This window comes from Paenibacillus humicola (assembly GCF_028826105.1).
Lineage (GTDB): Bacteria > Bacillota > Bacilli > Paenibacillales > Paenibacillaceae > Paenibacillus_Z > Paenibacillus_Z humicola.
The window spans coordinates 5,863,580-5,889,380 of record NZ_JAQGPL010000001.1 but is presented as its reverse complement, the minus strand read 5'-3'; the positions used below and the strand labels follow the sequence as shown (position 1 = coordinate 5,889,380).

28 protein-coding genes and 1 tRNA gene are annotated in these 25,801 nt (G+C 53.0%); 26 read left to right on the top strand and 3 right to left on the bottom strand.

The window, feature by feature from the left end; all coding sequences use genetic code 11:
• Positions 1-619: 619 nt before the first annotated feature.
• From rpmH to PD282_RS27085, 12 genes are all read left to right on the top strand, one after another.
• On the top strand, positions 620-754 hold the full coding sequence (rpmH, locus tag PD282_RS27140) for a 50S ribosomal protein L34 (protein ID WP_274654941.1): 135 nt from the start codon (positions 620-622) through the stop codon (positions 752-754).
• Between the two features lie 77 nt (positions 755-831).
• Positions 832-1,179 carry a ribonuclease P protein component gene (rnpA, locus tag PD282_RS27135; protein WP_274654940.1) on the top strand — a complete coding sequence of 116 codons (348 nt, stop codon included), beginning with the start codon at positions 832-834 and terminating at the stop codon, positions 1,177-1,179.
• A gap of 114 nt (positions 1,180-1,293) precedes the next feature.
• Entirely contained in the window at positions 1,294-2,070 is a 777-nt protein-coding gene (locus tag PD282_RS27130) for a YidC/Oxa1 family membrane protein insertase (RefSeq protein ID WP_274654939.1), read from the top strand.
• On the top strand, positions 2,067-2,756 hold the full coding sequence (gene jag / locus PD282_RS27125; protein WP_274654938.1) for an RNA-binding cell elongation regulator Jag/EloR: 690 nt from the start codon (positions 2,067-2,069) through the stop codon (positions 2,754-2,756). Before PD282_RS27130 ends, jag begins: the two co-directional genes overlap by 4 nt.
• 257 nt (positions 2,757-3,013) lie before the next feature.
• Entirely contained in the window at positions 3,014-4,387 is a 1,374-nt protein-coding gene (mnmE, locus tag PD282_RS27120) for a tRNA uridine-5-carboxymethylaminomethyl(34) synthesis GTPase MnmE (RefSeq protein ID WP_274655484.1), read from the top strand.
• Between the two features lie 41 nt (positions 4,388-4,428).
• Positions 4,429-6,318, top strand: coding sequence for a tRNA uridine-5-carboxymethylaminomethyl(34) synthesis enzyme MnmG (gene mnmG, locus PD282_RS27115; protein ID WP_274654937.1), 1,890 nt, complete (start codon positions 4,429-4,431; stop codon positions 6,316-6,318).
• A gap of 3 nt (positions 6,319-6,321) precedes the next feature.
• Entirely contained in the window at positions 6,322-7,035 is a 714-nt protein-coding gene (rsmG, locus tag PD282_RS27110) for a 16S rRNA (guanine(527)-N(7))-methyltransferase RsmG (protein ID WP_274654936.1), read from the top strand.
• Positions 7,036-7,219: 184 nt separating this feature from the next.
• The gene (gene noc / locus PD282_RS27105) at positions 7,220-8,038 is read left to right on the top strand and encodes a nucleoid occlusion protein (protein ID WP_274654935.1); all 819 of its coding nucleotides are present in this window, start codon (positions 7,220-7,222) and stop codon (positions 8,036-8,038) included.
• A 392-nt stretch (positions 8,039-8,430) separates the two neighbouring features.
• Positions 8,431-9,204, top strand: coding sequence for a ParA family protein (locus tag PD282_RS27100; protein ID WP_274654933.1), 774 nt, complete (start codon positions 8,431-8,433; stop codon positions 9,202-9,204).
• Positions 9,185-10,033: a ParB/RepB/Spo0J family partition protein gene (locus PD282_RS27095; RefSeq protein ID WP_274654930.1), complete on the top strand. Its 849-nt coding sequence runs from the start codon at positions 9,185-9,187 to the stop codon at positions 10,031-10,033. The genes PD282_RS27100 and PD282_RS27095 overlap by 20 nt, the downstream gene beginning before the upstream one ends.
• 127 nt (positions 10,034-10,160) lie before the next feature.
• Positions 10,161-11,324, top strand: coding sequence for an aminotransferase class V-fold PLP-dependent enzyme (locus tag PD282_RS27090; protein ID WP_274654928.1), 1,164 nt, complete (start codon positions 10,161-10,163; stop codon positions 11,322-11,324).
• Positions 11,325-11,354: 30 nt separating this feature from the next.
• On the top strand, positions 11,355-11,849 hold the full coding sequence (locus tag PD282_RS27085; protein WP_274654926.1) for a DUF4446 family protein: 495 nt from the start codon (positions 11,355-11,357) through the stop codon (positions 11,847-11,849).
• On the opposite strand, the gene yyaC is transcribed toward PD282_RS27085, so the two are convergent.
• Positions 11,821-12,411, bottom strand: coding sequence for a spore protease YyaC (gene yyaC, locus PD282_RS27080; RefSeq protein ID WP_274654924.1), 591 nt, complete (start codon positions 12,409-12,411; stop codon positions 11,821-11,823). The genes PD282_RS27085 and yyaC overlap by 29 nt on opposite strands.
• Before the next feature lie 108 nt (positions 12,412-12,519).
• Between yyaC and PD282_RS27075 the strand changes: the two genes are divergently transcribed.
• The 3 genes from PD282_RS27075 to PD282_RS27065 all read left to right on the top strand — a co-directional run bounded on the left by PD282_RS27075 (position 12,520) and on the right by PD282_RS27065 (position 13,178).
• Positions 12,520-12,759, top strand: a complete 240-nt coding sequence (locus PD282_RS27075) for a putative Se/S carrier protein (protein ID WP_274654922.1) — start codon at positions 12,520-12,522, stop codon at positions 12,757-12,759.
• A 14-nt stretch (positions 12,760-12,773) separates the two neighbouring features.
• The gene (locus PD282_RS27070; protein ID WP_274654920.1) at positions 12,774-12,998 is read left to right on the top strand and encodes a DUF951 domain-containing protein; all 225 of its coding nucleotides are present in this window, start codon (positions 12,774-12,776) and stop codon (positions 12,996-12,998) included.
• 89 nt (positions 12,999-13,087) lie between these two features.
• Positions 13,088-13,178, top strand: a tRNA-Ser gene (locus PD282_RS27065).
• 374 nt (positions 13,179-13,552) lie between these two features.
• Here PD282_RS27065 and PD282_RS27060 read toward each other — a convergent pair.
• Positions 13,553-13,732 (bottom strand): YjzC family protein, encoded by a 180-nt coding sequence (locus PD282_RS27060; protein WP_274654919.1) that lies wholly within the window; start codon positions 13,730-13,732, stop codon positions 13,553-13,555.
• Between the two features lie 366 nt (positions 13,733-14,098).
• On the opposite strand from PD282_RS27060, the gene rpsF reads away from it, so the two are divergent.
• Genes rpsF through rpsR form a run of 3 tightly spaced genes read left to right on the top strand, consistent with a single transcriptional unit; the run spans position 14,099 to position 15,257 of the window.
• Positions 14,099-14,383 carry a 30S ribosomal protein S6 gene (gene rpsF, locus PD282_RS27055; RefSeq protein WP_274654917.1) on the top strand — a complete coding sequence of 95 codons (285 nt, stop codon included), beginning with the start codon at positions 14,099-14,101 and terminating at the stop codon, positions 14,381-14,383.
• Between the two features lie 40 nt (positions 14,384-14,423).
• On the top strand, positions 14,424-14,960 hold the full coding sequence (gene ssb / locus PD282_RS27050) for a single-stranded DNA-binding protein (protein ID WP_274654915.1): 537 nt from the start codon (positions 14,424-14,426) through the stop codon (positions 14,958-14,960).
• Between the two features lie 18 nt (positions 14,961-14,978).
• Entirely contained in the window at positions 14,979-15,257 is a 279-nt protein-coding gene (gene rpsR / locus PD282_RS27045) for a 30S ribosomal protein S18 (protein ID WP_274654914.1), read from the top strand.
• Between the two features lie 78 nt (positions 15,258-15,335).
• On the opposite strand, the gene PD282_RS27040 is transcribed toward rpsR, so the two are convergent.
• Entirely contained in the window at positions 15,336-15,689 is a 354-nt protein-coding gene (locus PD282_RS27040; RefSeq protein ID WP_274654912.1) for a DUF4870 domain-containing protein, read from the bottom strand.
• A gap of 426 nt (positions 15,690-16,115) precedes the next feature.
• Here PD282_RS27040 and PD282_RS27035 point away from each other — a divergent pair, with 426 nt between their 5' ends.
• The 8 genes from PD282_RS27035 (at position 16,116) to PD282_RS27000 (ending at position 25,729) form a co-directional block, all read left to right on the top strand.
• Complete coding sequence (locus PD282_RS27035) at positions 16,116-16,559, top strand: CBS domain-containing protein (protein ID WP_274654910.1); 444 nt, start codon at positions 16,116-16,118, stop codon at positions 16,557-16,559.
• 121 nt (positions 16,560-16,680) lie between these two features.
• Positions 16,681-17,586: a DUF2232 domain-containing protein gene (locus PD282_RS27030; protein ID WP_274654908.1), complete on the top strand. Its 906-nt coding sequence runs from the start codon at positions 16,681-16,683 to the stop codon at positions 17,584-17,586.
• Between the two features lie 19 nt (positions 17,587-17,605).
• Positions 17,606-19,567, top strand: coding sequence for a DHH family phosphoesterase (locus tag PD282_RS27025; RefSeq protein ID WP_274654906.1), 1,962 nt, complete (start codon positions 17,606-17,608; stop codon positions 19,565-19,567).
• Positions 19,564-20,007, top strand: coding sequence for a 50S ribosomal protein L9 (gene rplI / locus PD282_RS27020; RefSeq protein WP_274654905.1), 444 nt, complete (start codon positions 19,564-19,566; stop codon positions 20,005-20,007). The genes PD282_RS27025 and rplI overlap by 4 nt, the downstream gene beginning before the upstream one ends.
• 47 nt (positions 20,008-20,054) lie before the next feature.
• Positions 20,055-21,401: a replicative DNA helicase gene (gene dnaB / locus PD282_RS27015; RefSeq protein ID WP_274655482.1), complete on the top strand. Its 1,347-nt coding sequence runs from the start codon at positions 20,055-20,057 to the stop codon at positions 21,399-21,401.
• Between the two features lie 189 nt (positions 21,402-21,590).
• Positions 21,591-22,877 carry an adenylosuccinate synthase gene (locus PD282_RS27010; protein ID WP_274654902.1) on the top strand — a complete coding sequence of 429 codons (1,287 nt, stop codon included), beginning with the start codon at positions 21,591-21,593 and terminating at the stop codon, positions 22,875-22,877.
• Positions 22,878-23,207: 330 nt separating this feature from the next.
• Positions 23,208-24,050 (top strand): hypothetical protein, encoded by an 843-nt coding sequence (locus tag PD282_RS27005; RefSeq protein ID WP_274654901.1) that lies wholly within the window; start codon positions 23,208-23,210, stop codon positions 24,048-24,050.
• Positions 24,051-24,358: 308 nt separating this feature from the next.
• Complete coding sequence (locus PD282_RS27000; RefSeq protein ID WP_274655480.1) at positions 24,359-25,729, top strand: M23 family metallopeptidase; 1,371 nt, start codon at positions 24,359-24,361, stop codon at positions 25,727-25,729.
• Positions 25,730-25,801 lie beyond the last annotated feature (72 nt).

Sequence of the window (25,801 nt, the reverse complement as noted above, 5' to 3'; positions counted from 1 at the left end):
AGATTGTCACTCCTTATCCAATTCGCCCAAGGCGGCGCAGCCATGCGTAAACATGTCGAATATGCGGGTATTATTGGAACTTTCATCCACATGCGGAGAACATGCCGGATAAAGTTATCAAAAGGGGATGAATGTTGTTCACATTGTTATCCACAGGTTGTTGATAAAATTGAGGGGTTCGGGCAGTCATCCACACCGAAAACAAATCTATCATAGCAAAAGACCCCTTGTATTTCAACGATTCGCGCGTTTCTATCCACAAATTCAATAGATTGTGTATAAATTTTATCGACAACACTAGATATTGTTTATAATTTGTTTTCAATTCGACAAGAACCGTCATTTTTGTCGTTCGGCTGTCCACATGTTATTAATTTTCCGGCGCGGGCAAGGTTGTCCACAGTTTGAGCCGTATGGACGCTTTGCGGCAGTCGGCGTGATTTGCCCCTGCTGACGGTTGACTTTTAAATAGAGCCGTGGTTTAATGGGAAAAGGCGTTTTTTCAAGAGCTGACTTAAAATTGAAGTCCATAAACGAAGGACCGGTTACCGCAAAACGGCAGCCGGGCAGCGGTTGGACCGGATGGTAAGCATCATTTGGAACAGGAGGTGCATGCGACATGAAACCTACATTTAGACCGAACGTCAGCAAACGAAAGAAAGTACACGGATTCCGCAAGCGGATGGCGACGAAAAACGGACGTAAAGTGCTGAGCGCCCGCCGCAAGAAGGGCAGAAAGGTACTGAGCGCGTAAGTTGAAGACCACGTCCAGTGGTCTTTTTTTCATTTTTAAAGGGAATAATTGAGGAATGAAGGTTCGGTGAGAAGAACGTGCAGCGAAAATTGCGATTGCAGAGCCGACATGAATTTGCCCGCATTTATCGAAACGGGAAATCATTCGCCAACAGCCAGTTTGTTGTGTATTGGTCCCGCCAGCCGGAGGCGGATCCGATCCGGCTCGGCGTATCGGCCAGCAAGAAGATCGGGAACGCCGTCGTGCGGAACCGGATGCGCCGGCTGGTCAAGGAAATCGTACGGCAGCATGCGGACCGGATCTCCGAGAAGCACGATTTAATCGTGATTGTGCGCAAGGCGGCGGTTGGTTTGAAGATGAAGGAGCTCGAGAAAAGCATGCTGCATGTGCTGAAAAAAGCCGGGCTGCTGAAGCCTTTGCGATGACCGGCAGGGCTTGTTTCTTTGTGCCATAAAATGTGATATAGTTCTAGGTATGCGAATCCGTGTTACCGATATATTGGTTCTTATGTTTTGATGGTGCCCAGAGAGGAGTTTAAGATGTTGTCCCGTAATTCGAAACGTACATGGCTAATTGCGCTTTCACTGGTTTTGCTGGTGCTTGTGCTGAGCGGATGCTCGTCCGCTACACATCCGGTATCGATGGGCCAGCTTGCCGAAGGCAATCCTTGGCAGCGATACGTCGTCTACTATTTCTCGCTTGCGCTCGAGGCGTTCGCCAGATGGTTCGGGGGCCAATACGGCATCGCGATTCTGCTGATGGTGGCGATCGTACGGACGCTTATTTTGCCGCTTACGCTCAAGCAGTATAAAAGTTCGAAGGCGATGCAGGCACTTCAGCCGGAGCTTGCCAAGATTAAAGAGAAGCACAAGGACAATCCGCAAAAACAACAGGAAGAAACGATGAAGCTGTTTCAGCAAAACCAGGTGAACCCGCTTGCGGGCTGTCTGCCGCTGGTCGTGCAGATGCCGATCTTTATCGCCCTGTACAATTCGATATATATGAACGAGAATATACGCGAGCACACCTTTCTGTGGCTCCAGTTAGGCAAACCCGACCATACGTACGTGCTGCCGATCATTGCGGCCATTACGACGTTCGTGCAGTCGAAAATGATGTCTTCGCAGCAAAAAACGATGCCTGCCATGCAGGGGATCATGTTTATTTTCCCGGTGCTCATTTTCGTGATGGCGATCAATTTCCCGGCGGCGCTGCCGCTGTACTGGATATACACGAACATCTATACGATCGTTCAAAACTATTTCCTTTACGTACGATCTTCAGCCAAGGGTAAGGAGGGCGCTCCCGCGAAATGAAGAAAATCGTAGCATCGGGTAAAACGATCGAAGATGCTTTGCGAAAAGGATTAACGGAACTGCAAGTCACGGAAGACCGCGTCCGGGTAACGGTGCTCGAACAGCCCTCGAAGGGGCTGTTCGGATTGATCGGAGCGAAGGAGGCGAAGCTGGAGCTCGAGCTTCTTCCCGAACCGGAACCGGAAACGCCGGCGTCTCCGGAAGCCGCTCCGGCTGCTGTTGACCCGGCCGAACAATTGGACCCGATCGAACAAGCCGAACGGTTCGTCACCGAAGTGGCGGGCACGATGGGGATCGGCATATCCGTCAGCCGTCTGGAATCGCGGGACGGGCTAACGCTTTCGCTTTCGGGCGGCGGAGATATCGGCATGCTGATCGGACGCCGCGGCCAAACGCTCGATGCCTTGCAATATTTGGCCAACATCGTGGCCAATCGTTATTCCGGCAATCATCTTCGCATTGTGCTCGATGCGGAGAATTTTCGGGAGCGGCGTCGCAAGACGCTGGAGGAACTATCGGAGAGGCTTGCGGGACAGGTCATCCGGACGAGAAAGGAAGTCGTCCTGGAGCCCATGCCGCCGCAGGAGAGGAAGATCATTCACTCTCAGCTGCAGAATCATGCGAAAGTCAAAACATTCAGCAAAGGCGACGAGCCGAACCGGCGAGTCGTTATTACGCTTAAGTAACGTTCGCATATGGAATATCGAAGCAATGGCTGCCGCGGCGAGTCATTGCTCCTTTTTTTAATCAATAGGTAAGGTTCATTTTCTCGCTTACCTTCTTATCGATCAAGGGATGAGCTCGTTTCGCCGCCAAAGCCGGCGTCAGCCGGTTCTGCTTGATCGTCAAAAATGAGTTGTTCGATTGCCAGGCCCCCGAAAAGGAACCGGAACAGCTAGTGGCACTTTGCGGGGATTTGAATGGAGGCTTAAGCAGCAAAATGATGAACCACGATACGATTGCCGCCATCTCGACAGCCGTCGGTGAAGGCGGCATTGCCGTTATACGGGTGAGCGGGCCGGATGCCGTAGCAGAGGCGGCGAAGGTTTTTCGGTCGAAATCGAATATTAACGAAGCCGAATCCCATCGTGTGCATTACGGTTTTATCGTCGACCCCGCAACCGGGGAGAAGGTGGAGGAGATTTTGCTGACCGTCATGCGGGGTCCTCGCTCCTTTACCGCCGAGGACGTCGTGGAACTGAGCACGCATGGAGGCGTCGTTGCGGTCAAACGCGTTCTGGAGCTGCTGCTCAGGCAGGGAACGGTACGGATCGCCGAGCCAGGTGAATTTACAAAGAGGGCTTTTCTGAACGGGCGGATCGACTTGACGCAGGCGGAGGCCGTCATCGACCTGATCCGTTCGAAATCGGACCGTGCGTTTGCGGTGGCGATGAAGCAGTCGGAAGGCGCGTTGTCCAGCCGGGTAAAGGCGCTGCGCGACCGCCTGGTCGAGCTGCTGGCGCATATCGAAGTCAATATCGATTATCCGGAGCATGACGTCGCAGAAATGACGAGCGCTTTTATTCGCGAACGATGCGGGGAAGCGTGCCGGGAAATCGACAAGCTGCTAAAAACGGCAGCAGAAGGTAAAATACTAAGGGAAGGGATTGTTACGGCAATCGTCGGTCGGCCGAATGTCGGCAAATCGTCGCTGCTCAATGCCCTCGCTCAGGAAAATAAAGCGATTGTAACCGATATCCCGGGGACGACGAGGGATGTGATCGAAGAATACGTCACGTTGGGCGGCATTCCGCTGCGGCTGCTGGATACGGCCGGAATTCGCGAAACATCGGATGTCGTCGAGCGTATCGGCGTCGAACGGTCGCGCTCGGCGCTGGAGGATGCGGATCTGATCTTGTTCGTTCTGAACGCCAATGAACCGCTTCAAGACGACGACCGTAAACTGATGGAACAGCTAAAGGGACGCAAAACGATCGTCCTGCTGAATAAGACGGATTTGCCGGCCGTCCTCGATCCATCCGAATTGAATTTTCCGGAAGAGCTGACAATCCGTCTTTCCGTTGTGCAGGGGAAGGGGCTCGATGAGCTTGAACGTGCGATCGGCTTCTTATTTTTCAGCGGTAAACTCGAATCGGCAGATTTGACGTACGTCAGCAATGTCCGTCACATTCATCTGCTGCAGCAGGCGCGCAGTCATCTGATGGATGCAATTGAAGCGACGGATGCCGGAATTCCGGTTGATATTGTGCAAATCGATGTGCGAACGTCATGGGAGAGACTCGGCGAAATATTAGGTGATTCAGTATCCGAGTCATTGATTGACGAAATTTTCTCAAGGTTTTGTTTAGGTAAATAATTAATCTGTTAATTCATATTTGATGCAGGAGGGATGAAAAGATGGGGTACAGCGCCGGTGAGTATGATGTAATCGTAATTGGGGCGGGCCACGCCGGCTGTGAAGCGGCGCTGGCGGCGGCGCGAATGGGATGCGAGACGCTGCTGCTGACAATTAATTTGGATATGGTAGCGTTTATGCCATGCAATCCTTCGATCGGCGGTCCGGCGAAAGGGCACGTCGTACGAGAGATCGATGCTTTGGGCGGAGAAATGGGGCGCAACATCGATAAGACGTTTATTCAAATGCGAATGCTGAATACGGGGAAAGGGCCGGCTGTCCATGCGCTGCGGGCGCAGGCCGATAAATTTTTGTATCAGCATAATATGAAGAAGACGATCGAAGAGACAGAGCGTCTGACGCTTCGTCAAGGAATGGCGGAAGATTTAATCGTCGAAGAAGGACGATGCGTCGGCGTAATAACGAAAACAGGCGCCGAATATCGGGGGAAAGCGATCGTGCTTACAACCGGCACCTATTTGCGCGGCAAAGTCATTATCGGCGAGCTGATGTACGAGAGCGGCCCGAACAATCAGCAGCCTTCCGTCAAGCTGTCCGGGAGTCTGAAAAACCTCGGGTTTGAGCTTGTCCGATTTAAAACCGGGACACCGCCGCGCGTTCATAAAGATTCGATCGATTTCGGCAAAACGGAAATTCAACCGGGCGACGAGAAACCGAAGTTTTTTTCTTATGAAACGGAATACTCGGATAACGAGCAGATTCCATGCTGGCTGACCTATACTTCCGAAGAAACGCATCGCATTATCAATGACAATTTGCACCGGGCTCCGATGTTTTCGGGCGCGATTGAAGGGACGGGGCCGCGCTACTGTCCATCGATTGAAGATAAAATCGTTCGGTTTGCCGATAAGCCGAAGCACCAGATTTTTTTGGAACCGGAAGGGAAAAACACTTCGGAATATTATGTCCAGGGTTTGTCGACAAGCATGCCGGAGGATGTGCAGCTTCAAATTTTGCGGTCCATCCCCGGGCTGGAGAAAGTCGAAATGATGCGGACCGGTTACGCGATCGAATACGATGCGGTCGTACCGACGCAGCTGTGGCCGTCGCTTGAATCGAAGCTTGTCCCGGGACTGTTCACCGCCGGGCAAATCAATGGAACGAGCGGCTATGAGGAAGCGGCCGGGCAGGGCATTATGGCGGGAATAAACGCTGCGCGCAGCGTGCAGGGTAAAGATCCGGTCATCGTCGAACGCTCGCAAGGGTATATCGGGGTGCTGATCGACGATCTTGTTACGAAAGGGACAAACGAACCGTACCGCCTTCTCACTTCCCGGGCGGAGTACCGGCTTCTGCTCCGGCATGACAATGCGGATCTTCGTTTAACGCCGGTCGGATATGAAATCGGCTTGATATCGGAGGCGCGTTTTGAAAAATTTATGAGCAAGAAAGAGCTAGTCGAGCAAGAAATCGAGCGTTTGAAATCGGAAAAAATACGGCCGGATCAACCGGTTCAGGATATGCTTGCCTCGCTCGGGTCTGCGCCGCTGCAAAACACCGTGGACGCGCTGTCGCTGCTTCGCCGTCCGGAAGTGACGTATGCGCATCTTGAACCGTTTGCCCCGTCTGCGACAGAGCTGACGGAAGAGATGAAGGAACAAGTCGAAATCCAGATCAAATATGCCGGTTATATCGAGAAACAGCTTCTTCAGGTGGAGCGCCTCGGGAAGATGGAGAAAAAACGGATTCCGGACGACATCGATTACATGGACATTCATGGATTGGCATCGGAAGCGAAGCAGAAGCTGTCGAACATCCGGCCGCTGTCGATTGGCCAAGCGTCGCGGATTGCGGGCGTCACTCCGGCCGACATCTCGATCCTACTCGTTTATTTGGAGCATTATAATCGGGTCGTTGCAGCGCGGGGGTAAGAAATGAATCAGACGGAGTTTACCAGGCTGCTGGCTGAGAAGGGCGTCGAGTGCGGTGCGAATCAACTCCAGCAGTTTGAAACCTATTACCAGCTGTTGGTGGAATGGAACGAAAAGATGAATTTGACCGGTATTACCGAGCGCGAAGCCGTGTATGAAAAACATTTTTTCGATTCCATTTCTTTAGCCTTTTTCGTTCCCATGAATCGGCAGTCGAACCTCGCGGATATCGGATCCGGAGCGGGGTTTCCGAGCGTACCGCTAAAAATATGTTTTCCGCACCTAAGCGTGACGATCGTCGATTCGCTGAGCAAACGAATTTCTTTTTTGAAGGAGCTTGTGAGGTCGCTGGAGCTTGAAAATGTTGAGTGCATTCACGGACGAGCTGAGGATGTCGCCAGAGTGCCCGACTACCGCGATAAGTTTGATCTCGTGACCGCACGCGCTGTAGCGCGGCTGAGCGTTCTAAATGAATTTTGCCTGCCGTTTGTTCGTCCCGGCGGATTATTCGCTGCAATGAAAGGAGCGGATCCGGATGACGAAATCGACGATGCGCAAAAAAGCTTGAGGGAGCTGAAAGGAAGGCTGCGCGAGGTCCATCGTTTGCAGCTTCCGATTGAACTTTCGGACCGGCACGTTGTAATCATCGATAAAACGGACAAGACGCCGTCGAAATACCCTCGTAAAGCGGGCACCCCGTTAAAACAGCCTTTATAGCGGGCTGCGTGAACGCAGATTCCTGCAGGTTTTCGTCGGCGAACAAAAATGTTCCACGTGAAACATTTTGCAGAGATAAAATGTGAGCACAGAAGGTCTGTCAAGCAGGAAATCCTTTTGAAACCGGCGAATTTATGTAGACATAAATACTTCGGCATTTTGAAATCGGGTGGGTATTGACACGATGAAGGAACAATTTTCTCGTTTGTTTGGATTGACTGATCATAAAGTCAACCAGGATGAAGTGAAGCAGCTGGCCGTGGGGGATATCGATACGAGCCCCTATCAGCCGCGCACGGTTTTTGACGACGACCGTATTGAAGAACTGAGTCAAACCATTAAAACGCACGGTGTCATTCAACCGATTGTGGTTCGCGTCCGCAACGGAAGATATGAAATCATTGCAGGCGAGCGGCGTTTTCGTGCTGTTAAAAAATTGGGCCTAGAGGTTATACCTGCCATCATTCGCGAGTTTAATGACTCGCAAGCGGCTTCGATTGCCCTGATCGAGAACCTTCAACGCGAAGGATTAACGGCGATCGAAGAGGCGATTGCTTACCAAAAGCTGATCGACCTTCACCATTTGACACAAGAAAGTTTGGCGCAGCGGCTCGGTAAGAGTCAGTCGACGATCGCAAATAAAATCCGATTGCTTGGATTAAGCGAACCGGTGAAAATTGCTTTGATGGAACGGAAAATTACGGAACGGCATGCGAGAGCGCTGTTGGCACTGGATACGGATGAACTGCAGCTTAAAGTTCTGGAGGATATCACATCGAAAGAACTGAATGTAAAACAAACCGAGACGAGGGTGGCCTTTTATAAAGAAGCGACGGCTGCCAAAAAAACAAAGCGGATTTCGTTCACGAAAGATGTGAGACTGGCGTTAAATACGATTCGCCAATCCATCGACATGGTCTCGGGTTCCGGACTTAAAATCAAAACCAATGAAAAAGATTGCGATGATCATTATGAAATTGTCATTCATATTCCAAAGCGGTAAAGATAGAGAGATAGAAGGATGAATTTGCGAACGAGCAATTTGAATCGATTTCTATTATAATAGAAGAGATTCATTGTTTTTCTGAAACGGGCTAAAATACTGCTAAAAGAACGAGAAGTGAATTTGAGTGAACGGCGAGAGCCGTTATTCTTTTTCCCGTTTTTAGACCATCCATAATCCCCTTGCTTATAATGCTGGTACGGGACTATCGTGCTCATTGCAGAGCTGGAACAGCCGTTACTGCATTTGTTTACTTCGCGCTTTTTCGATGTTTCCGTCGCTGATCGATTGGGTTTTAAAAGAATAGAATCTCTTTATCGGAGAACGAGCATTGTTGTACTCAGTCATACTTCCAAGAATAATCATCAAGTTTACATTTGAGGTGAACCGGTTTGTCAAAAATAATTGCGATTACGAATCAGAAGGGCGGTGTCGGAAAGACGACAACGTCTGTCAATCTCGGTGCCTGCCTGGCTTCGCTCGGCAGGAAAGTGCTTCTGGTCGATATTGATCCGCAGGGGAATACGACGAGCGGAATCGGGATCAACAAAGCCGACGTTGAGCAGTGCATTTACGATGTGCTTATTGACGACGTTCATCCAAGGGATGCGACGGTGCCGACCAAAATCGAAGGGCTTCATTTAATTCCAGCGACGATCCAACTTGCCGGTGCGGAAATTGAACTAGTGCCTACGATTTCACGGGAACGTAGACTTAAGAAATCGCTCGAACTGGTGAAACACCAATATGATTACATATTAATCGATTGTCCGCCTTCGCTCGGTATTTTAACGATTAATTCTTTAACAGCATCGGATTCCGTCATTATTCCGATTCAATGCGAATATTACGCTCTTGAGGGCCTCAGCCAACTGCTGAACACGGTCCGTCTTGTTCAAAAGCATTTAAATACATCACTGCAAATTGAAGGCGTATTGCTGACCATGTTCGATGCGCGTACCAATCTGGGAATACAGGTCATTGAAGAAGTGAAGAAATATTTCCAGCAAAAGGTTTATCAAACGATAATTCCGCGGAATGTGCGACTGAGTGAAGCGCCTTCGCATGGACAATCGATTATTACGTACGACCCGAGATCTAAAGGGGCCGAGGTTTATCTTGAACTTGCGAAGGAAGTGATTACATATGAGCAAGCGGCTAGGTAGAGGGCTTGATGCGCTGATTCCGTCTTTATCGGTAAACGACGACGATAAAGTCGTTGAAATCCAGCTTTCACAGCTTCGGCCGAATCCTTATCAGCCCCGGAAATCGTTCGATGACGATGCGATTAAGGAACTGGCCGAATCGATTAAGCAGCACGGTGTCATTCAACCGATTATCGTCCGATCCGTTTTGAAAGGATACGAAATCATTGCAGGGGAGCGGCGCTTTCGAGCTTCGCAGTTTTGCGGCAATGCAACGATCCCGGCTGTCGTGAGAAGCTTCTCCGACCAGCAAGTCATGGAGATTGCTCTAATTGAAAATCTGCAGCGAGAAGATTTAAACGCCATCGAGCTTGCGCTCGCTTACCAGGCGCTGATGGAAAAGTTTGGACTGACGCAAGAAGAGCTTTCGATGAAGGTAGGGAAATCCCGTTCGCATATTGCAAACTTTTTGCGACTGCTTTCGCTGCCGGAACATATCAAAGAAAATGTTTCACGTGGAACATTATCAATGGGACATGCAAGAGCGCTCGTAGGCATCAAGGACGAACGCAAGCGGAATGAACTGGCGGAGCATGCGATTGATCAGGAATGGAGCGTTCGCGAACTGGAAGAAGAGATCCAAAAGCTGGATCAAAAAACGCCGTTAAAAGTAAAGCCTACAGCAAAAAAACGAGATCCATACATCGAGCAGCTTGAAGAAAGCTTGCGCAATCAGTTCAAAACGACGGTGAAAATCAAACAGCAAAAAGATAAAGGGCGAATCGAACTTCTTTATTACAATAAACAGGATTTGGAGCGATTGTTGGAGCTGTTAAAACAATTTGCCTGATCTTTTTAATGAAGAAATAGACATCCCAAGTAGCATACTCGTAGTCCGGTTGATTTTAGAAATCGGGCCATGAGTATGCTATTATTAACAGAAGGGGAATGTTGATGTTAATGGAGGTTTTTGCGGAATGCATAATAAGGAAGTGATCTATCTCGACCATGCTGCGACTTCCTGGCCAAAGCCTCCTGAGGTTGCGGAAGCGGTAATGCAGACGATGTTAAACGATGCGGCGAATCCGGGACGAGGAAGTCATCAGATGGCAGTGCGTGCCAGCCGGGTTTTGTTTGATGCCAGATTCAAGCTGGCAAAATTGTTTCATATTGCTAATGCAAACGATATTGCTTTTACGATGAATACGACGATGGGTCTGAATATGGCAATTAAGGGGTTTGTGAAAAAAGGCGATCATGTCGTCGCTACGAATATTGAACATAATTCGGTTCGAAGACCGCTCGAATTTTTGAAACAAACCCAGGGTGTTAAAGTATCCTATGTGAAAACCGATCCGCACGGAATGGTTAACGTATCTCAAATCGAAGAGGAGCTGCGGCCCGATACGAGTCTCATCATCGTAAACCACAGCTCAAATTTGCTCGGATCGATCGTGCCGCTGGCCGAAATTGGGGAATTGGCACGCCGCAAAGGCGTCAAGCTGCTGGTGGATGCTGCGCAAACCGCCGGCCTGCTGGAAATTGATGTTGGGCAGATGAATATTGATATGCTTGCTTTCCCCGGTCATAAAGGGCTGCTGGGACCGCAGGGAACCGGCGGATTATATATCAGCCCTGAGCTGGACATTACGCCGCTGCTGCACGGCGGAACCGGCAGCCAATCCGAATCGGCGGAGCAGCCGAACGTTCGGCCGGACCGATATGAAGCGGGCACACAAAATACGCCGGGGATTGCCGGTCTTGCCGCCGGTGTGCGTTTTGTGATGCAGGAGACCGTCGCAAACATTCATGCAAGAGAATGGTCGCTGACGCAGCGAATGATGGAGGGTCTCCGTGAATTAGACGGGATCAAACTGCTGGGACCGGGACTGGGCCAGCCGCGTACGGGTATCGTATCGTTCGTGCTAGAAGGCGTTGATCCGTCGGAAACGGCATTTATTTTAGACCAGCATTACCATATCGCGGTCCGATCGGGCTTTCATTGCACGCCGCTTGCACATGAAACGGCCGGAACGCTTGAGACCGGAGCGATTCGGGCCAGCGTCGGCTGCTTTACAACGGAACAAGAAGTGGATTCGCTTATCGCAGCCGTTAAAGAGATCAAACAACATTACAGGTAATGGGATTCGGCAGGGGAGAGGAAAGACGGTATGAATGTCAATGCGGTTCGGCCGATCGATTTGGTCACGGTCGTTTTAGCTGTTATGTCCATTTTGCTGCTGATTCGGACAATGGCACTAGGCAGTAAAATGAAAAAGCTTAGGAAAGCTTATGTGCAGTTTATGGGTGTAACCGGAGTGGAAAATCTGGAGCAGGTCATTATCGATATAAGAAACCAAATCGACATCCAGGAAGAGGTTATCGAACAGCTTGCGAGCAGGGCCGATCAGCTGGAACGCAAATTGAAGGACAAAAAAGGCAACGTCGGCATTCGCCGCTACAATGCGTTTGCCGATCGGGGGAGCGATCTAAGCTTCTCGCTGGCGATTGTAAACGACGATGAAGACGGTCTGGTTCTGAGCGGAATTCACAGCCGCGACCAAACCTTCGTTTATGCAAAGCCGGTCAAACAAGGGAAGTCCGATTACCCGCTATCGCCGGAGGAGAAGCAGGCGCTTAATCTGGCAGGGCAGCGGGATACGTAGAACGGACGGTTTTTGCAATCGATAAATAGACGCACTGCGCAATCACATCCGACATTTTCATGACCAGGTGCAGGCGGGTGTTTTGAAGGACAAAATATTCCATAAATCCGCCGACGTTCACAATACCCGTAATGTGAATATCGCCGACGGGAGGGAGCTCCTTGTTTACACCGGCGCCGGGACGCACGGGACCGCTGCCAACCTGAATGCAGCCGACGCTCGCCGCCTGTCCGAGGCAGGCGTCAATACCGATCACAAACGGGTTGCGGATGCGGGAATCGATTTCGCGCAGCGTATCGTCGAGATTCATCGCATGAACGGGTTCTTCCAGCGTGCCGTATAGATCAAACAAGGGGCTGCGGTATTTGCTCAGCGACGATCCGACGATCGGTCCGAGCGAATCGCCGGTCGAACGGTCCGTGCCGACGCACACGACGACAATTCTGCTGTCGGGGGACATGACGCCGAGCAAATAGGTCAGGCGGTTTGTCAGCAGACTCGTAACGTTTGGCTCGGTATGCGGCACTTTGAGCGGCGTCTCTTTCATTCCTGCAAATCTCATAAAATCCCTCCCGCCTTTGTCTGTTACTAGTATATGGACGGGACAACTATTTTATACTCGGCACAAATGAAGAACTGAAAGCCGTGTAACGATTGGACGGTGCACCTCATGATCATCGCTTTTGACTCCACTCAACAGGCTTTGAGAGCGGAAATGCTGCTAGAATATGCGGAGATAGAAATAGATATTCGGCCGACACCGAAGGAAATAACGGCAGGCTGCGCGTTATCGATCGAATTTCCGGACGGGGAGCTGGAGAGCGTGAAGCGGGTGATCGTCAATGAGCATGTGGAAATCAGAGGAGTATTCCGTCAAATTGAAGGCGGCTATGAGCAGCTTGAGGTTTAAAGGGGGGGTCAAGGGTGGAACGAAAGCATTTTGAGCTTGGCGATATCGTACAAATGAAAAAACCGCATCCCTGCGGAACGAATGAAATGGAAATCATTCGGATGGGAATGGATATCCGGATCAAATGCGTCGGCTGCAAGCATAGTGTGCTGATCCCGAGGGCCAAGTTCGAGAAAAACATGAAAAAGGTTCTGCGCTCCAAATCAGAAACGGCGGTTGATGGACAAGCTGAGCTCTAAAACGGGACGCGCGGAGCACTGCAAAATTATTGAATTAAGTCTTGCATTCAGACAAGCTTCGTGGTATGATATTTCTTGCTGACGCGTAAGGAGAGGTACCCAAGAGGCCCAAGGGGGCTGACTCGAAATCAGCTAGGCGTGTCACAGCGTGCGTGGGTTCGAATCCCACCCTCTCCGCCATACTTTCGAAAGCATGCGGCTCCTGCGGGGCCGCTTTTTTGCTGCCGCGACAACGGGTAGGGGTTTGAAACGGCGGTTTATTCGCTGGCCTGGATGAACGGAAAAAGGGCTCTTGCGAGCCCTTTCCGACGGTGCTTGATCGAATCGGCATTAACGTCATCATCACTTAGCGTTAGAATCTTGGCTGCCGGGCAACCCGGCATTTTGTGTTACAGACGCGTGTCTTTAGCACAACCCCTCGCTTCTATGCTTCTGTGCGGACAATTACCTAGCGGTCCTTGCTCCTTTACGGTTCAATGGAACCACACCTCTCTTCGCACCGTCGCTTCTATATTGTGCAGGGGCGGCAGCAATTATACAGGCGGCGTGAAATTTTAGTGCAGCCGTTTCCATTTCCGATCTTTATTTGAGGTTTCGGGAAAACGCTCGCCTTTTTTCAAATGAATTTGCTTCGGATTGTTGACGCCCATATGAAAGGACGCTTCACCGATTTCAATGTACTTTCCGTCGTTCGGAGCATGATCGCCGGGACGGAACTCGGTCCACTCGCCCATACGCACACCTCTTTTCCTTATGGATTCGGGTCGTGAATCGGATCAAACGCCCGGAATGTTAGTTTGCGACCCGGTGCGCCGGGTCATGAACGGAATAATGCGGTAAGGCGAGTTAGCCCGCCGATATCAACAGTGAGCGGTACAAGGCAGCCCTGCAGGTAAGATTGTCCAAAGCGGTATAAGCGGGGCAGGGGCAGGGACAAGCGGTTCAACGATCGTCAAATGCTAATCAAGGAAGCTTTCAGGGAGATAAAGCAATCACTTGTCAGCGTGCCTATATTTTTGATATAGTAATATGGTATGCGAGAAAATTACTCGCTCCTTGCTCTCTTCGGAGGGCCGCTAGTCCAGAAGGAGGTGAACCAAATGCGCAAATATGAAGTGATGTACATCATTCGTCCGGATGTGGAACAGGAAGCGGTTCAAGCCGTTACCGAGAAGTTCCAAGGCATCATCTCCAACGGCGGAGAAATCACGAAGCATGACGTGATGGGCAAACGCCGCCTTGCGTATGAGATCAATAAGTTTCGTGACGGTGTCTACGTACTTGTACAGTTCAATGCAACGCCTGAAGTTGTTGCCGAGCTGGACCGCGTCATGAAAATTACGGATGAAGTCATCCGTTATTTGGTCGTCAAAGACGTGGCGTAAGCCGCGCGAGCAAGGGACTGTTTGATTGGAGGCGATGACGATGTTGAACCGCGTTATTCTCATTGGCAGACTAACAAGAGACCCGGAAATGCGTTATACGCCGGCAGGCGTCGCGGTTACGCAATTTACGATTGCGGTGGACCGGCCGTTCAGCAGCCAGCAGGGCGAGCGGGAAGCGGATTTTATCCCGATCGTCACATGGCGCCAGCTCGCCGAAACCTGTGCGAATTACTTGCGCAAAGGCCGTTTAACCGCTGTGGAAGGCCGGATTCAGGTACGCAACTACGAGAACAACGAAGGCAGGCGCGTTTACGTGACGGAAGTGATTGCCGATAACGTTCGTTTCTTGGAGTCGCCTAACCGGGAGAGCGGCGCCCCGCGCGATGAGGGCGGGTACAGTGGCAGCGGCGGAAGCGGAGGCGGACAAGGCGGCTACGGCGGCAGCGGCGGAAGCGGAAGCGGAAGCGGTCCGCAAGGCGGCGGCCGACCCGGTGGCTCGAACCGGAACGACAATCGTGATCCGTTCTCTGACGACGGACGCCCGATCGACATATCGGAAGATGATTTGCCATTTTAACGGAAAGGACGGATGAACATGAGCTTTAAGCAAAGAGAAGACGGCGGCGAGCGCCCGGAGCGCAGGTTCGGCGGCCGCAAAGGCCGGAACAAACGCCGTAAAGTCTGCTACTTCACCGCGAACAAAATTACGCACATCGATTATAAAGATACGGATCTGCTCCGTAAGTTTATTAGCGAGCGCGGTAAAATTTTGCCGCGGCGCGTAACGGGCACGAGCGCAAAATATCAGCGTTTGCTGACGATCGCCATCAAGCGGTCGCGTCAAGTGGCGCTGCTCCCGTATACGACGGAGTAACGTTGACAACGCCATAACAACCGGTCTACCAGGCCGGTTGTTTTTTATTGCAACAGACAGCCTGACGCGGCATACGGTTTAGAAGAGCCTCGATTGCTGTTCCGCGATGCTGCCGATAAACGGGAGCTTGAACCATCTTCCCTGCAGGGCGTACAGCATCAGCAGGACCCACAAGATCAAGGTAAGCGGCGCAAATAATACCCCGGCCAGCCATCCGATAATCGGTATGAACCCGAGAACGATGTTGATGATCATAACCGCGACGGTTCCGATTACCGATTGCATGGCATGAAATTTGACGAAACGGCTTTTTTTCTCGAAGATGAGCAGAAGAAATCCGGTCACGAAGCAGCCCAAGTAACAGATGAGACCGAGTAATTTCGGATTGATGCCGGTCGACGAAGGATCGGGCGCCATATACGGCGATTGCATAAAACCTACCCCCTGTTCGGAATGAAAATGACGTCATGAAGGCGTGGACAAATAGATGCCTTTTCTTCTGGTGTATTCGAAACGGCGAACAAGTATGCGGGTTCGGGAAAATCGCTTAATTGTCCCGGCTGCGGAACTTTTGAAGGGCTTATTTCGTTTTAAATGATGACGGCAGGTTTATATAGTTAGGGGAACATGAACGAAACGAAAAAACAGAAAAACAGAAAACGAACGGGGCATATCATGCGGCAGCTGCTGCCGTCTTAAGCATAAGGAAACCGGTTACGGTACGCGGCCAGAACCTTCCGGGAAGCCGGCGCAGGACAGAAGCGGCGAGCGCGTTCGTCGCCGGCCGGTGCGCTGCGAAGAAAGACAGATCTCTGCCTGGACTCCGTTCGTCAGAATAATTTGAAGGTGGGCGAGAGGATGAACATTGCATTTTTCTTATTGCCAAAGCAGGAGGTCATTTGTATGACGCTCGACGCCACACTGAGGCAGACGCTCGAGCGGATGGAGCATCACCGTTACACGTCCGTACCGATTTTGGATAAAGACGGCGGGTACGCGGGTACGCTGACGGAGGGCGATCTTCTCTGGTTTATGAAAAACAACCCGGAGGTGTCGTTCGACCAGACACATAAGGTGAAGCTTTCCGAGGTGGAAATGCGCTTATCCAATCGTCCGGTTTCCATCGACGCCAACATGGAGGACCTGATCTCGCTGGCAAAAGTGCAGAACTTCGTGCCCGTTGTTGACGATATGAACCGTTTTATCGGTATCGTCCGGCGGAGCGACATTATCGATTACTGCGAGAAAATGGTGCTGAACGGACATGCGGATTACGAAGACGAGACGGCCATAACCGGCTGAAGCGAATCGTGCGCGACCGTAAACGTCCCCGGACAAACACAACTGTGTTGTCCGGGGATTTATGTTATAATGGAGTGCAAAGTCTCGAAATACTTATGTTTATTCGGCAGAGGTGAACGGTTTGAAGACCGGCTTAAGGTCTGTTTTATGGAGTGCCGCGGCGCTTCTCTTGTTATTATCGATTGCAGTGCCGGTTCTGAATGTACTGCTCGCATCTGTGATGATGGTTCCGATTACGGTTCTTTACGCGACGCTGTCGAAACGGGCCTTTGCCTTGCATATGCTGGTCGTATACGGGATCGGCATTGCGGTGCTCGGCGCGCCGGCGGTCATTATCGGCCTCTTTTTTCTCGTCCCGGGCATTGTGATGGGGCATATGTATCTGAAGCGCCAGCCTGCCCGGAAAGTGCTGACCGCAGCCGTGCTGACACTGCTGGCCGAACTTCTGCTCGAGCTGTTATTATTCGATTTCGTGCTGAACATGTCGCTGCTCGACGAAATGCAGAACATGCTTCGCCAATCGATCGATAACCTGCATAAGCAAGGACTGATGCCGGCCGAATGGACGACGGATTTGACCAACGCCTATATCCAGACGATCATTCATTCGCTGCCGATGGTGTTCATCACGATTGCGTTTGCGCTCGCCGTCATTACGCATGCCTTCGCAAGGCCTGCGCTGAGGAAGGCGGGGGTCGAAGTGCCCGGCCTGCAGCCGGCTAAGGATTGGATGCTGCCGCGCGTCTTCTTTTTCTATTACATCGTTGTGATTCTGCTCGATTTTATCGTGCCGAATCGAAGCGGTTCGTTCCTGACGGTTGCGCTGCTCAATCTGGTTCCGCTAATGAGACTTGTGTTTTGCATTCAAGCGATCGGTTTTTTCTTCTTTATCGCCAACCAGCGCAGGTGGCCCAAAATCGTTCCCGTGTTGATTTCGGTCTTAATCATTTGTTTTCAGCAGCCGCTCTATCTGATTGGTGTGTTGGATGCAGGATTCCCGATCCGAAAAGCGTTTAAGAAACCTTGACAACAGGGGCGAATACGAAATGCCTAAGTTTTTGATCAAACGATGGCACGGCATGCATCAAGTGTGGGCATTCGTGCTGATGGTTGCGATGACGGTCGCGCTTGCCTGGTACGAATGGCTGCTCGGTTTGATCGGGCTCGTTCTGACCGGCGCCGTCGGCATTTTCTCCTACATGGCGGAGCGCGCTTTCCGGCGGGATTTGAAGACGTATCTCGGCAGGCTGTCGTACCGCGTGAAAAAGGCGGGCAGCGAAGTCGTCAGCGACCTGCCGTTCGGCATTATGCTGTATAACGAAGACAAGATTGTCGAATGGCACAATCCTTATATGACGCATGTGTTCGACCGGGAATCGGTCGTCGGCGAGCCGCTTGACGAGCTGTTTCCGACGCTTGCGCAGGCGAAGGAACGCGAAGGGGCTGCCGAAGCCGTCGTCGGCTCGGCCGTGTACGAGCTGATGTTCCGGCCGGAAGAACGGCTCGTTTATGTAAGGGACATTACGCAGCGCTGGCATTTGGCCAAGCGGTACGAGGAAGAGAAGCTGGCGCTCGGCATCGTCATGATGGATAATCTCGAAGAAGTGACACAGGGAATGGACGATCAGCAGCGAAGCCTTCTGCTGTCCCGAGTAACGGCGGAAATTACGGAATGGGCCAACAAGTTCCGTGTTTATTTGAAGCGTCTGTCCTCCGACCGCTTTCTGATCATCACCGACCAGAAGACGCTGAAGCAGCTGGAGGCATCGCGTTTCGTGCTGCTGGACGAAGTACGGGAAATGACCGTCGACCAGAAAATCCCGATGACGCTCAGCATCGGTTTCGCAGCGGGCTCGGACAGCGTCGTGGAGCTCGGCCAATGGGCACAGACGAGTCTCGACATCGCGCTCGGGCGAGGCGGCGATCAGGCGGCGGTCAAGGTGGAGCAGCGGCAATCCTTTTACGGCGGAAAATCGAATGCGGTGGAGAAACGGACGCGGGTGCGGGCGAGGGTTATTGCGCATGCATTGCGTGATTTAATCCGCGAAAGCGACAATGTCGTCATTATGGGCCATAAGATGCCGGATATGGATGCGCTCGGGGCGGCCGTCGGCGTCTTGAAAGCCGCGCAGCAGTTCAACAAGGAAGCGTTTATCGTGCTGGAAGGCGTCAATCCGTCCATTGGGCGTATGATGGAAATGCTGCGCGAGGATGAACGGATGGCGAAACGTTTTATTACGCCGGACCAGGCGCTCGGTCTGGTCGATTCGGGCACGCTTGCCGTCGTCGTCGATACGCACAAGGCGTCGATGGTGAAGGAGCCGAAGCTGCTGACGCAGACGGACCGGATTGTGGTCGTCGACCATCACCGGCGCAGTGAAGAGTTTATTAATCATGCCATTCTGATTTATATGGAGCCGTATGCTTCGTCGACCTGCGAGCTGGTGACCGAGCTGCTTCAGTACATTCACGAGCGCGTCATGCTCGACGTGCGCGAATCGACGGCGCTGCTGGCGGGCATCACCGTCGATACGAAAAGCTTCTCGCAGCGCACTGGTTCGCGCACGTTCGAGGCGGCGTCTTTTCTGCGGCGCAACGGCGCCGATTCGTCGCTCATCGTAAGCATGATGAAGGAAGACCTCGGCGAATACGTGAAGAAGGCCGACATGGTCCGGCATTCGGAAATCGTTTATGACCACATCGCCATTGCCGTAGCGGAGAACGGACGGCAGTATCCGCAGCTGCTCATCGCCCAGGCGGCCGATACGCTGCTGAATATGACCGACGTGCTGGCGTCGTTCGTCGTTGCCGAACGGTTAGACGGGCTGATCGGGATCAGCGCCCGCTCGCTCGGTCATATGAACGTGCAGGTCGTCATGGAGCGGATGGGCGGCGGAGGCCACCTGACGAACGCGGCGACGCAGCAGGAGGGCACCGTAACGGAGGTGGCGCAGCGCCTGAAGCAGGTGCTCAGCGATATCGATAAGGAAGAGGGGCTGTTCGAATGAAAGTGATCTTTTTGCAGGACGTGAAGGGCCAGGGGAAAAAGGGTGAAGTCAAGGATTTGTCCGAAGGTTACGTGCGCAACTTTCTGCTGCCGAAAGGGCTCGCCAAGATCGCTTCCGAAGGCAACTTGAAAACGCTTGAGGTACAAAATGCGTCCGAGCAGAAGCGGAAGCAGAAGGAGAAAGAAGACGCCCAGGCGCTGGCCGCCCGGCTGGAGCAGCTCACGGTCGTCGTCAAGGCGAAGGCGGGCGAAGGCGGACGCCTGTTCGGCGCGGTGACGAGCAAGCAGATCGCCGAGGCACTCGAGGGCTCGGGCGTCAAAATCGATAAACGGAAAATCGAGCTAGAGGAGCCGATTCGTTCGCTCGGCATGACGAATGTGCCGGTCAAGCTGCATCCCGAAGTGAAAGCGACCATGCGCGTGCAGACGACGGAAGGATAAGCGGTGACGATGAAGAAAGGGCGGGAAACGTGGACAACAACGAATTGATGTTTGACCGGATCCCTCCGCAGAATACGGAAGCGGAGCAGGCCGTGCTCGGCGCCGTCCTGCTGCAGGCGGAAGCGCTCATCACGTCGATGGAGCGCATCCGCAGCGAAGATTTTTATACGCCGGCGCACCGGCTCATCTTTGAAGCCATGGTCGAGCTCGGCGAGGAGAACAAGCCGATCGACCTCGTTACGCTGACGGCGCACCTGCAGGATAAACAGGAGCTCGAGGAAATCGGCGGCGTCAGCTATTTGGCGAAGCTGGCGAACGCGGTTCCGACGGCGGCAAATGTGGATTATTACGCGCAGATCGTCGAAGAGAAATCGATGCTGCGGCGGCTGATCCGGACGGCGACGCAAATCGTCTCGAACGGATATGCGGCGGCCGACGACGTCGGGCTCATGCTGAACGAGGCGGAACAGCGCATTATGGAGCTGTCCAGTCACCGCTCAAGCAGCGGATTCGTCTCGATTCGCGACGTGCTGATGGAGGTATTCGAACGAGTCGAGCTGCTGTATACGAACAAAGGAGGCACGACGGGCATTCCGTCGGGTTTTAACGATCTCGACAAAATGACGTCGGGCTTCCAGCGCAGCGATCTGATTATCGTGGCGGCTCGTCCGTCCGTCGGCAAAACCGCATTTGCACTTAATATCGCGCAAAATGTCGGGGTCCGCGCCCGCGAAACGGTGGCGATTTTCAGCCTCGAGATGTCCGCGGCGCAGCTTGTGCAGCGGATGGTGTGCGCCGAGTCGAATGTGGACGCGGGACGGATGAGGACGGGTTATCTGGAGGGCGACGACTGGGAAAAGCTGACGATGGCGATCGGCTCCCTGTCGGAAGCGCAAATCTATATCGACGATACGCCGGGCATTACGGTGGCCGACATTCGCGCGAAATGCCGCCGGCTGAAGAAGGAACGCGGCCTCGGTATGATTTTGATCGATTATTTGCAGCTTATTCAGGGGCGCGGGAAGCCCGGCGAGAACCGGCAACAGGAGGTATCCGAAATTTCGCGGACGCTGAAGCAGATCGCCAGAGAGCTGGAGGTGCCGGTCATCGCGCTGTCGCAGCTGAGCCGCGGCGTCGAGCAGCGGCAGGACAAGCGGCCGATGATGTCCGACCTGCGGGAATCGGGGTCGATTGAGCAGGATGCCGATATCGTGGCGTTCCTATACCGGGACGATTATTACAACCAGGATACCGAGAAGAAAAACATTATCGAAATCATTATCGCGAAGCAGCGGAACGGCCCGGTCGGTACGGTCGAGCTGGTTTTCCTGAAAAATTACAACAAATTCGTCGGGCTCGACAGATCGCATCACGAGCCGGGACAAGCTTCCTAGCGGCATTCGGTCCTTTTTAATTCATATGATCCATCATCAAATGCGAGAATCACGAACAATTGGTTGGGTACCCGCACAATTGTTCGTTTTTTATTGACTTTGCCAGATCGTACTGCTACACTAAGAGTGCTGCCTGCTGACGGGCAGTAATTTTCGGTGTGCTTGCAAACATCGAATGGGGGTATAGCCATGTCAACGGTAGTTGTTGTCGGAACGCAGTGGGGAGACGAAGGCAAAGGGAAAATTACCGACTATCTGGCCGACGGCGCGGATGTCGTTGCCCGTTACCAGGGAGGTAACAACGCCGGCCACACGATTCTGATCGGCAACAAGAAGTATAAATTGACGATGATTCCTTCCGGCATTTTTAATCAAAATAAAGTATGCGTTATCGGCAACGGCATGGTCATCAATCCTGCCGCGCTGATCGACGAAATTCAATATATACATGAGAACGGCTTTTCCACGGACAATTTGAAAATCAGCGACCGCGCGCATCTGATTATGCCGTACCACCTCGTGCTGGACGGGCTGGAAGAGGATCGCAAAGGCGATGGCAAAATCGGCACGACCCGCAAAGGAATCGGCCCCTGCTACATGGACAAAGCGGCCCGGAGCGGAATCCGGATCGCCGACCTGATGGATGCCGACGAATTCGAGGGTAAGCTGCGCCGTCTCGTCGAGGAGAAGAATCAAATGATCCGGCAGGTATACGGCGGCGAACCGCTCGACGCGGATACGATTTTGCGCGAGTATCTCGGCTACGCAGAGGTGCTGCGCCAGTATGTTACCGATACGTCGGTCGTGCTGAACGATGCGATCGACGGCGGAAAGCGTATTCTGTTCGAGGGCGCGCAGGGGGTCATGCTCGATATCGACCAAGGAACTTACCCGTTCGTCACGTCGTCGAACCCGACCGCCGGCGGCGTCTGCATCGGCTCGGGCGTCGGCCCTTCGAAGATCAGACAGGTGATCGGCGTGGCCAAGGCGTACACGACACGCGTCGGCGACGGTCCGTTTCCGACGGAGCTGAACAACGAGACAGGCGACTGGATCCGCGAGCGCGGCAACGAATACGGTACTGTGACAGGCCGCCCGCGCCGCGTCGGCTGGTTTGACAGCGTCGTTGTCCGCCATGCCCGCCGCGTAAGCGGGATTACGGGCTTGTCGCTGAACTCGCTCGACGTGCTCTCCGGGCTCGAGACTGTAAAAATCTGCACCGGCTACAAGCTGCGCGGCGAAATCATCGAGCATTACCCGGCAAGCCTGAAGCTGATCTCGGAATGCGAGGCGGTTTATGAGGAGCTGCCGGGCTGGAGCGAGGATATTTCCAATGCCAAAACGCTCGAGGATTTGCCGGTCAACACGCGCCGCTACGTAGAGCGGGTGTCCGAGCTGACGGGCATTCCGATTGCGATCTTCTCGGTCGGCCGCAATCGTGAGCAGACGAATCAAGTGATGCCGATTTACATTTAAGCATTATCGTAAACATAGAAGCGATTAAAGGAACGGCGAGAGGATGCCGTTCCTTTTTATTTCGGGGATCGGTTAGCTTTTCGCCTAACTCTCTGAACTGAAAATCCGGTTATACGCCGGGCTGCTATTTTTGAGGGTAGAAACTTGTTTCTGTGCCAAAAGGACGGTGACTGCCTTTTCTTCTATTACCCCTATCGGATTTTGGCAGCGCTGGTGAATGGTTCCTGTCCGAGATGCCCATACTGGGAAGTATGGACAAAGGCCGGCTGCAGCGGTTAAACGAGCATCAGCCGCTGGGATGCATAACGGCCTGTGCGGAGGGTGATCGTGATGTGGAAAATGACGGGTTGGCTGGCCAAAGCGGTGGCGGCCGGGCTGATTGTCAGCTTTTTATCGATCTGGACGACCGGATATATCGTGAACAGCTATGTCGAGACGCTGTTGAAGCAGTACAACATACCGCTTGAAACGAAGCCTTTTGCGCTGCACGGCATTTGGGGCGATCTGTGGGGAGCGGATCCGCAGCAGAAAGCGAAAGGTACCGCGGCGTCCGCGCAAGGAAGCGGCGGCACATCCGGCGGGAGCCGGGACGATGCGGGCGCAGGCAGCGGGACGGCCGATTCGGGAGCGGCGGCAGGGCAAAGTCCGGATGCGGGCGCCGGCGGCACGGGCAGCGGAGAAGCGGACGGGAGCAGCAATCAGGGGCCGCTGGCCGTCGACGCGTTCGGCGACCTGCCGGACGGCGCGCTGACCGATATCGGCGGCGGCTCGGGTACGAAAGCGAACAGCGGCAAGACGCCGGACAGCGGCGCAGCTGCGAACAATGGAACGGCGTCCGGCAGCGGGAGCGCAGATCCGGCTAATGGGGGCGAGACGCCGGACAGCGGCGCAGCAGCAGACAGCGGAAGCGTTTCCGACGAGGCTTCCAACGACGGGCTTGCGATGTCGACGCAGGATCTCAATAAGGCCAAAAGCGCCATGAGCGACGAGGACAAGCAGCAGCTGTTCGATGTGATGATGTCGAAGCTGCCTCCGGATGCCTGGCAGAAAATATCCGGCTGGATGGAGGACGGGCTGACCGACGATGAAATGACACAGGTGCAGCAGCTGATGGCGCAATATTTGGACCGGGACCAATACGACAAAATGATGTCAATTCTAAAAAAATATTAATGTCGAAAACAAGGCTGTTTGGTTGATCGTTTTTAAAGCGTTATGTTAAAGTATAATTCGTAGCTGGCGGCGTACAATTTTCGACGTCGCTTTTTGTCAAAACGAACGAAACTGAACGCGAAAAGGAGACGATCATGGCCGTTTTTAACGATAAGGGTCGGATCCGAGAGGTGTGGAATACGTTTCGGCGAACCTTTCGGCGTGTCCGGCCGGACAGCATGACTAGCCACACGGAACAGCCCCAGACAGCAAAACCCTCATTTCGGTTGACCCGGAAAAAACCGCTTGCGGCGGGCATTACAGCCTTGGTGCTGGCGGTAATCGCTGCTTTAAGCGGCACGCAATATGTCAAAGCGAATACGTTCGATATCGTTGAAGTATATAAAGACGGCAAATTGATCGGCGAGGTCGGTTCGCAGCAGCAGGTCGAGCAGCTGATCGACAGCAAGCAGGCCGAGCTAAAGGCCTCTCACCCCGATGTCAATATGGTGCTGGATACCGGCAAGATTACATATGGACGTAAAAGCGCTTACAAGGCCAAGCCCGATTCCGACTCGACGCTTAACAAGCTTGCAGGACTCTTAACCGCACATGCAACAGGCGTAGAGCTGAAGGTGAACGGCAAGGTGGTCGGGATCGTGAAGGATCAGGCGACGGCCGACAGCATTTTGCAGCGGGTGGAAAACAAATACGTCCCGCGGGAGACGGCCAAGAAGAACCTTGCGGTTACCACGCTCTCCTATACGGGAGAAGGATCGAACGCCAAGCAGGATGCGTCGAAGACGGAGCTGAAATCGGTAAAAATTGTCGATCAGGTAGGCACGGAAGAAACGAGTATCCAGCCCGGCCAGATCGCCGATCCGAACGAAGTTTATTTGAAGCTCGTGCAAGGAACGGTCAAGCCGACCAAATATACCGTCCAGGATGGCGACTGCATCGGCTGCATCGCCGAGAAATTCGATATTTCGCCGCAGGTCATCTATGAGCGCAACCCATGGATTCAGGACGATATGATCAAGGTCGGCGACGTGCTGGACCTGACGGTGCTGAAGCCGGAGGTGACCGTTCAGACGGTCGAGAACGTGACGGAGACGGAAACGGTTGATCCGCAAACGGTCATCCAGAAAAATTCCAATATGCGCGCTGGAGAGACGAAAGTAATCCGCGAGGGCAAAAGCGGCAAGAAGAAGGTCGTATACAAGCTGACGAAGCAGAACGGTTACCTGATGAGCGAAGAATTGCTCGGCGAGCAGGTGCTCGTTCCGTCCATACCCGCCATTGTGATGAAGGGGACGAAAGTGATTTTGGGCGAAGGAACGGGGCACTTCTCCTGGCCGGTGTCGGGAGCGCGGCTGACCAGCAGCTTCGGCAAACGCTGGGGCCGGCTGCACAAAGGCATCGATATGGTCGGCAACAAGAACATTAAGGCGGCAGACAACGGCGTCATCGAATTTGCCGGACAGAAAACCGGTTACGGCAACTGCGTCATTATCAATCATCGGAACGGTTACGAAACGCTTTATGGGCACATGAGCAAAATTCTCGTCAAGAAGGGGCAGACGGTCGAGAAAGGCGAACAAATCGGCATCATGGGCAATACGGGCCACTCGACGGGCACGCACCTGCATTTTGAAGTGCATAAGAACGGGGACTTGCAGAACCCGATTAAATATTTGTAGGTCGTATCGGGAAGCGCCGTCCGGCATTGCAGCCGGGCGGCGCTTTTTCGGTGCCCGGGAAGCCGTGCGATT

What these genes read in the sequence shown, in the direction of transcription:
- rpmH (WP_274654941.1), top strand. Translation starts at nt 620, where the DNA reads ATGAAACCTACATTTAGACCGAACGTCAGCAAACGAAAGAAAGTACAC.
- PD282_RS27130 (WP_274654939.1), top strand. Translation starts at nt 1,294, where the DNA reads ATGTTGTCCCGTAATTCGAAACGTACATGGCTAATTGCGCTTTCACTG.
- jag (WP_274654938.1), top strand. Translation starts at nt 2,067, where the DNA reads ATGAAGAAAATCGTAGCATCGGGTAAAACGATCGAAGATGCTTTGCGA.
- mnmE (WP_274655484.1), top strand. Translation starts at nt 3,014, where the DNA reads ATGAACCACGATACGATTGCCGCCATCTCGACAGCCGTCGGTGAAGGC.
- mnmG (WP_274654937.1), top strand. Translation starts at nt 4,429, where the DNA reads ATGGGGTACAGCGCCGGTGAGTATGATGTAATCGTAATTGGGGCGGGC.
- rsmG (WP_274654936.1), top strand. Translation starts at nt 6,322, where the DNA reads ATGAATCAGACGGAGTTTACCAGGCTGCTGGCTGAGAAGGGCGTCGAG.
- noc (WP_274654935.1), top strand. Translation starts at nt 7,220, where the DNA reads ATGAAGGAACAATTTTCTCGTTTGTTTGGATTGACTGATCATAAAGTC.
- PD282_RS27095 (WP_274654930.1), top strand. Translation starts at nt 9,185, where the DNA reads ATGAGCAAGCGGCTAGGTAGAGGGCTTGATGCGCTGATTCCGTCTTTA.
- PD282_RS27090 (WP_274654928.1), top strand. Translation starts at nt 10,161, where the DNA reads ATGCATAATAAGGAAGTGATCTATCTCGACCATGCTGCGACTTCCTGG.
- PD282_RS27085 (WP_274654926.1), top strand. Translation starts at nt 11,355, where the DNA reads ATGAATGTCAATGCGGTTCGGCCGATCGATTTGGTCACGGTCGTTTTA.
- yyaC (WP_274654924.1), bottom strand. Translation starts at nt 12,411, where the DNA reads ATGAGATTTGCAGGAATGAAAGAGACGCCGCTCAAAGTGCCGCATACC.
- PD282_RS27075 (WP_274654922.1), top strand. Translation starts at nt 12,520, where the DNA reads ATGATCATCGCTTTTGACTCCACTCAACAGGCTTTGAGAGCGGAAATG.
- PD282_RS27060 (WP_274654919.1), bottom strand. Translation starts at nt 13,732, where the DNA reads ATGGGCGAGTGGACCGAGTTCCGTCCCGGCGATCATGCTCCGAACGAC.
- rpsF (WP_274654917.1), top strand. Translation starts at nt 14,099, where the DNA reads ATGCGCAAATATGAAGTGATGTACATCATTCGTCCGGATGTGGAACAG.
- ssb (WP_274654915.1), top strand. Translation starts at nt 14,424, where the DNA reads ATGTTGAACCGCGTTATTCTCATTGGCAGACTAACAAGAGACCCGGAA.
- rpsR (WP_274654914.1), top strand. Translation starts at nt 14,979, where the DNA reads ATGAGCTTTAAGCAAAGAGAAGACGGCGGCGAGCGCCCGGAGCGCAGG.
- PD282_RS27040 (WP_274654912.1), bottom strand. Translation starts at nt 15,689, where the DNA reads ATGCAATCGCCGTATATGGCGCCCGATCCTTCGTCGACCGGCATCAAT.
- PD282_RS27035 (WP_274654910.1), top strand. Translation starts at nt 16,116, where the DNA reads ATGAACATTGCATTTTTCTTATTGCCAAAGCAGGAGGTCATTTGTATG.
- PD282_RS27025 (WP_274654906.1), top strand. Translation starts at nt 17,606, where the DNA reads ATGCCTAAGTTTTTGATCAAACGATGGCACGGCATGCATCAAGTGTGG.
- rplI (WP_274654905.1), top strand. Translation starts at nt 19,564, where the DNA reads ATGAAAGTGATCTTTTTGCAGGACGTGAAGGGCCAGGGGAAAAAGGGT.
- dnaB (WP_274655482.1), top strand. Translation starts at nt 20,055, where the DNA reads ATGTTTGACCGGATCCCTCCGCAGAATACGGAAGCGGAGCAGGCCGTG.
- PD282_RS27010 (WP_274654902.1), top strand. Translation starts at nt 21,591, where the DNA reads ATGTCAACGGTAGTTGTTGTCGGAACGCAGTGGGGAGACGAAGGCAAA.
- PD282_RS27005 (WP_274654901.1), top strand. Translation starts at nt 23,208, where the DNA reads ATGTGGAAAATGACGGGTTGGCTGGCCAAAGCGGTGGCGGCCGGGCTG.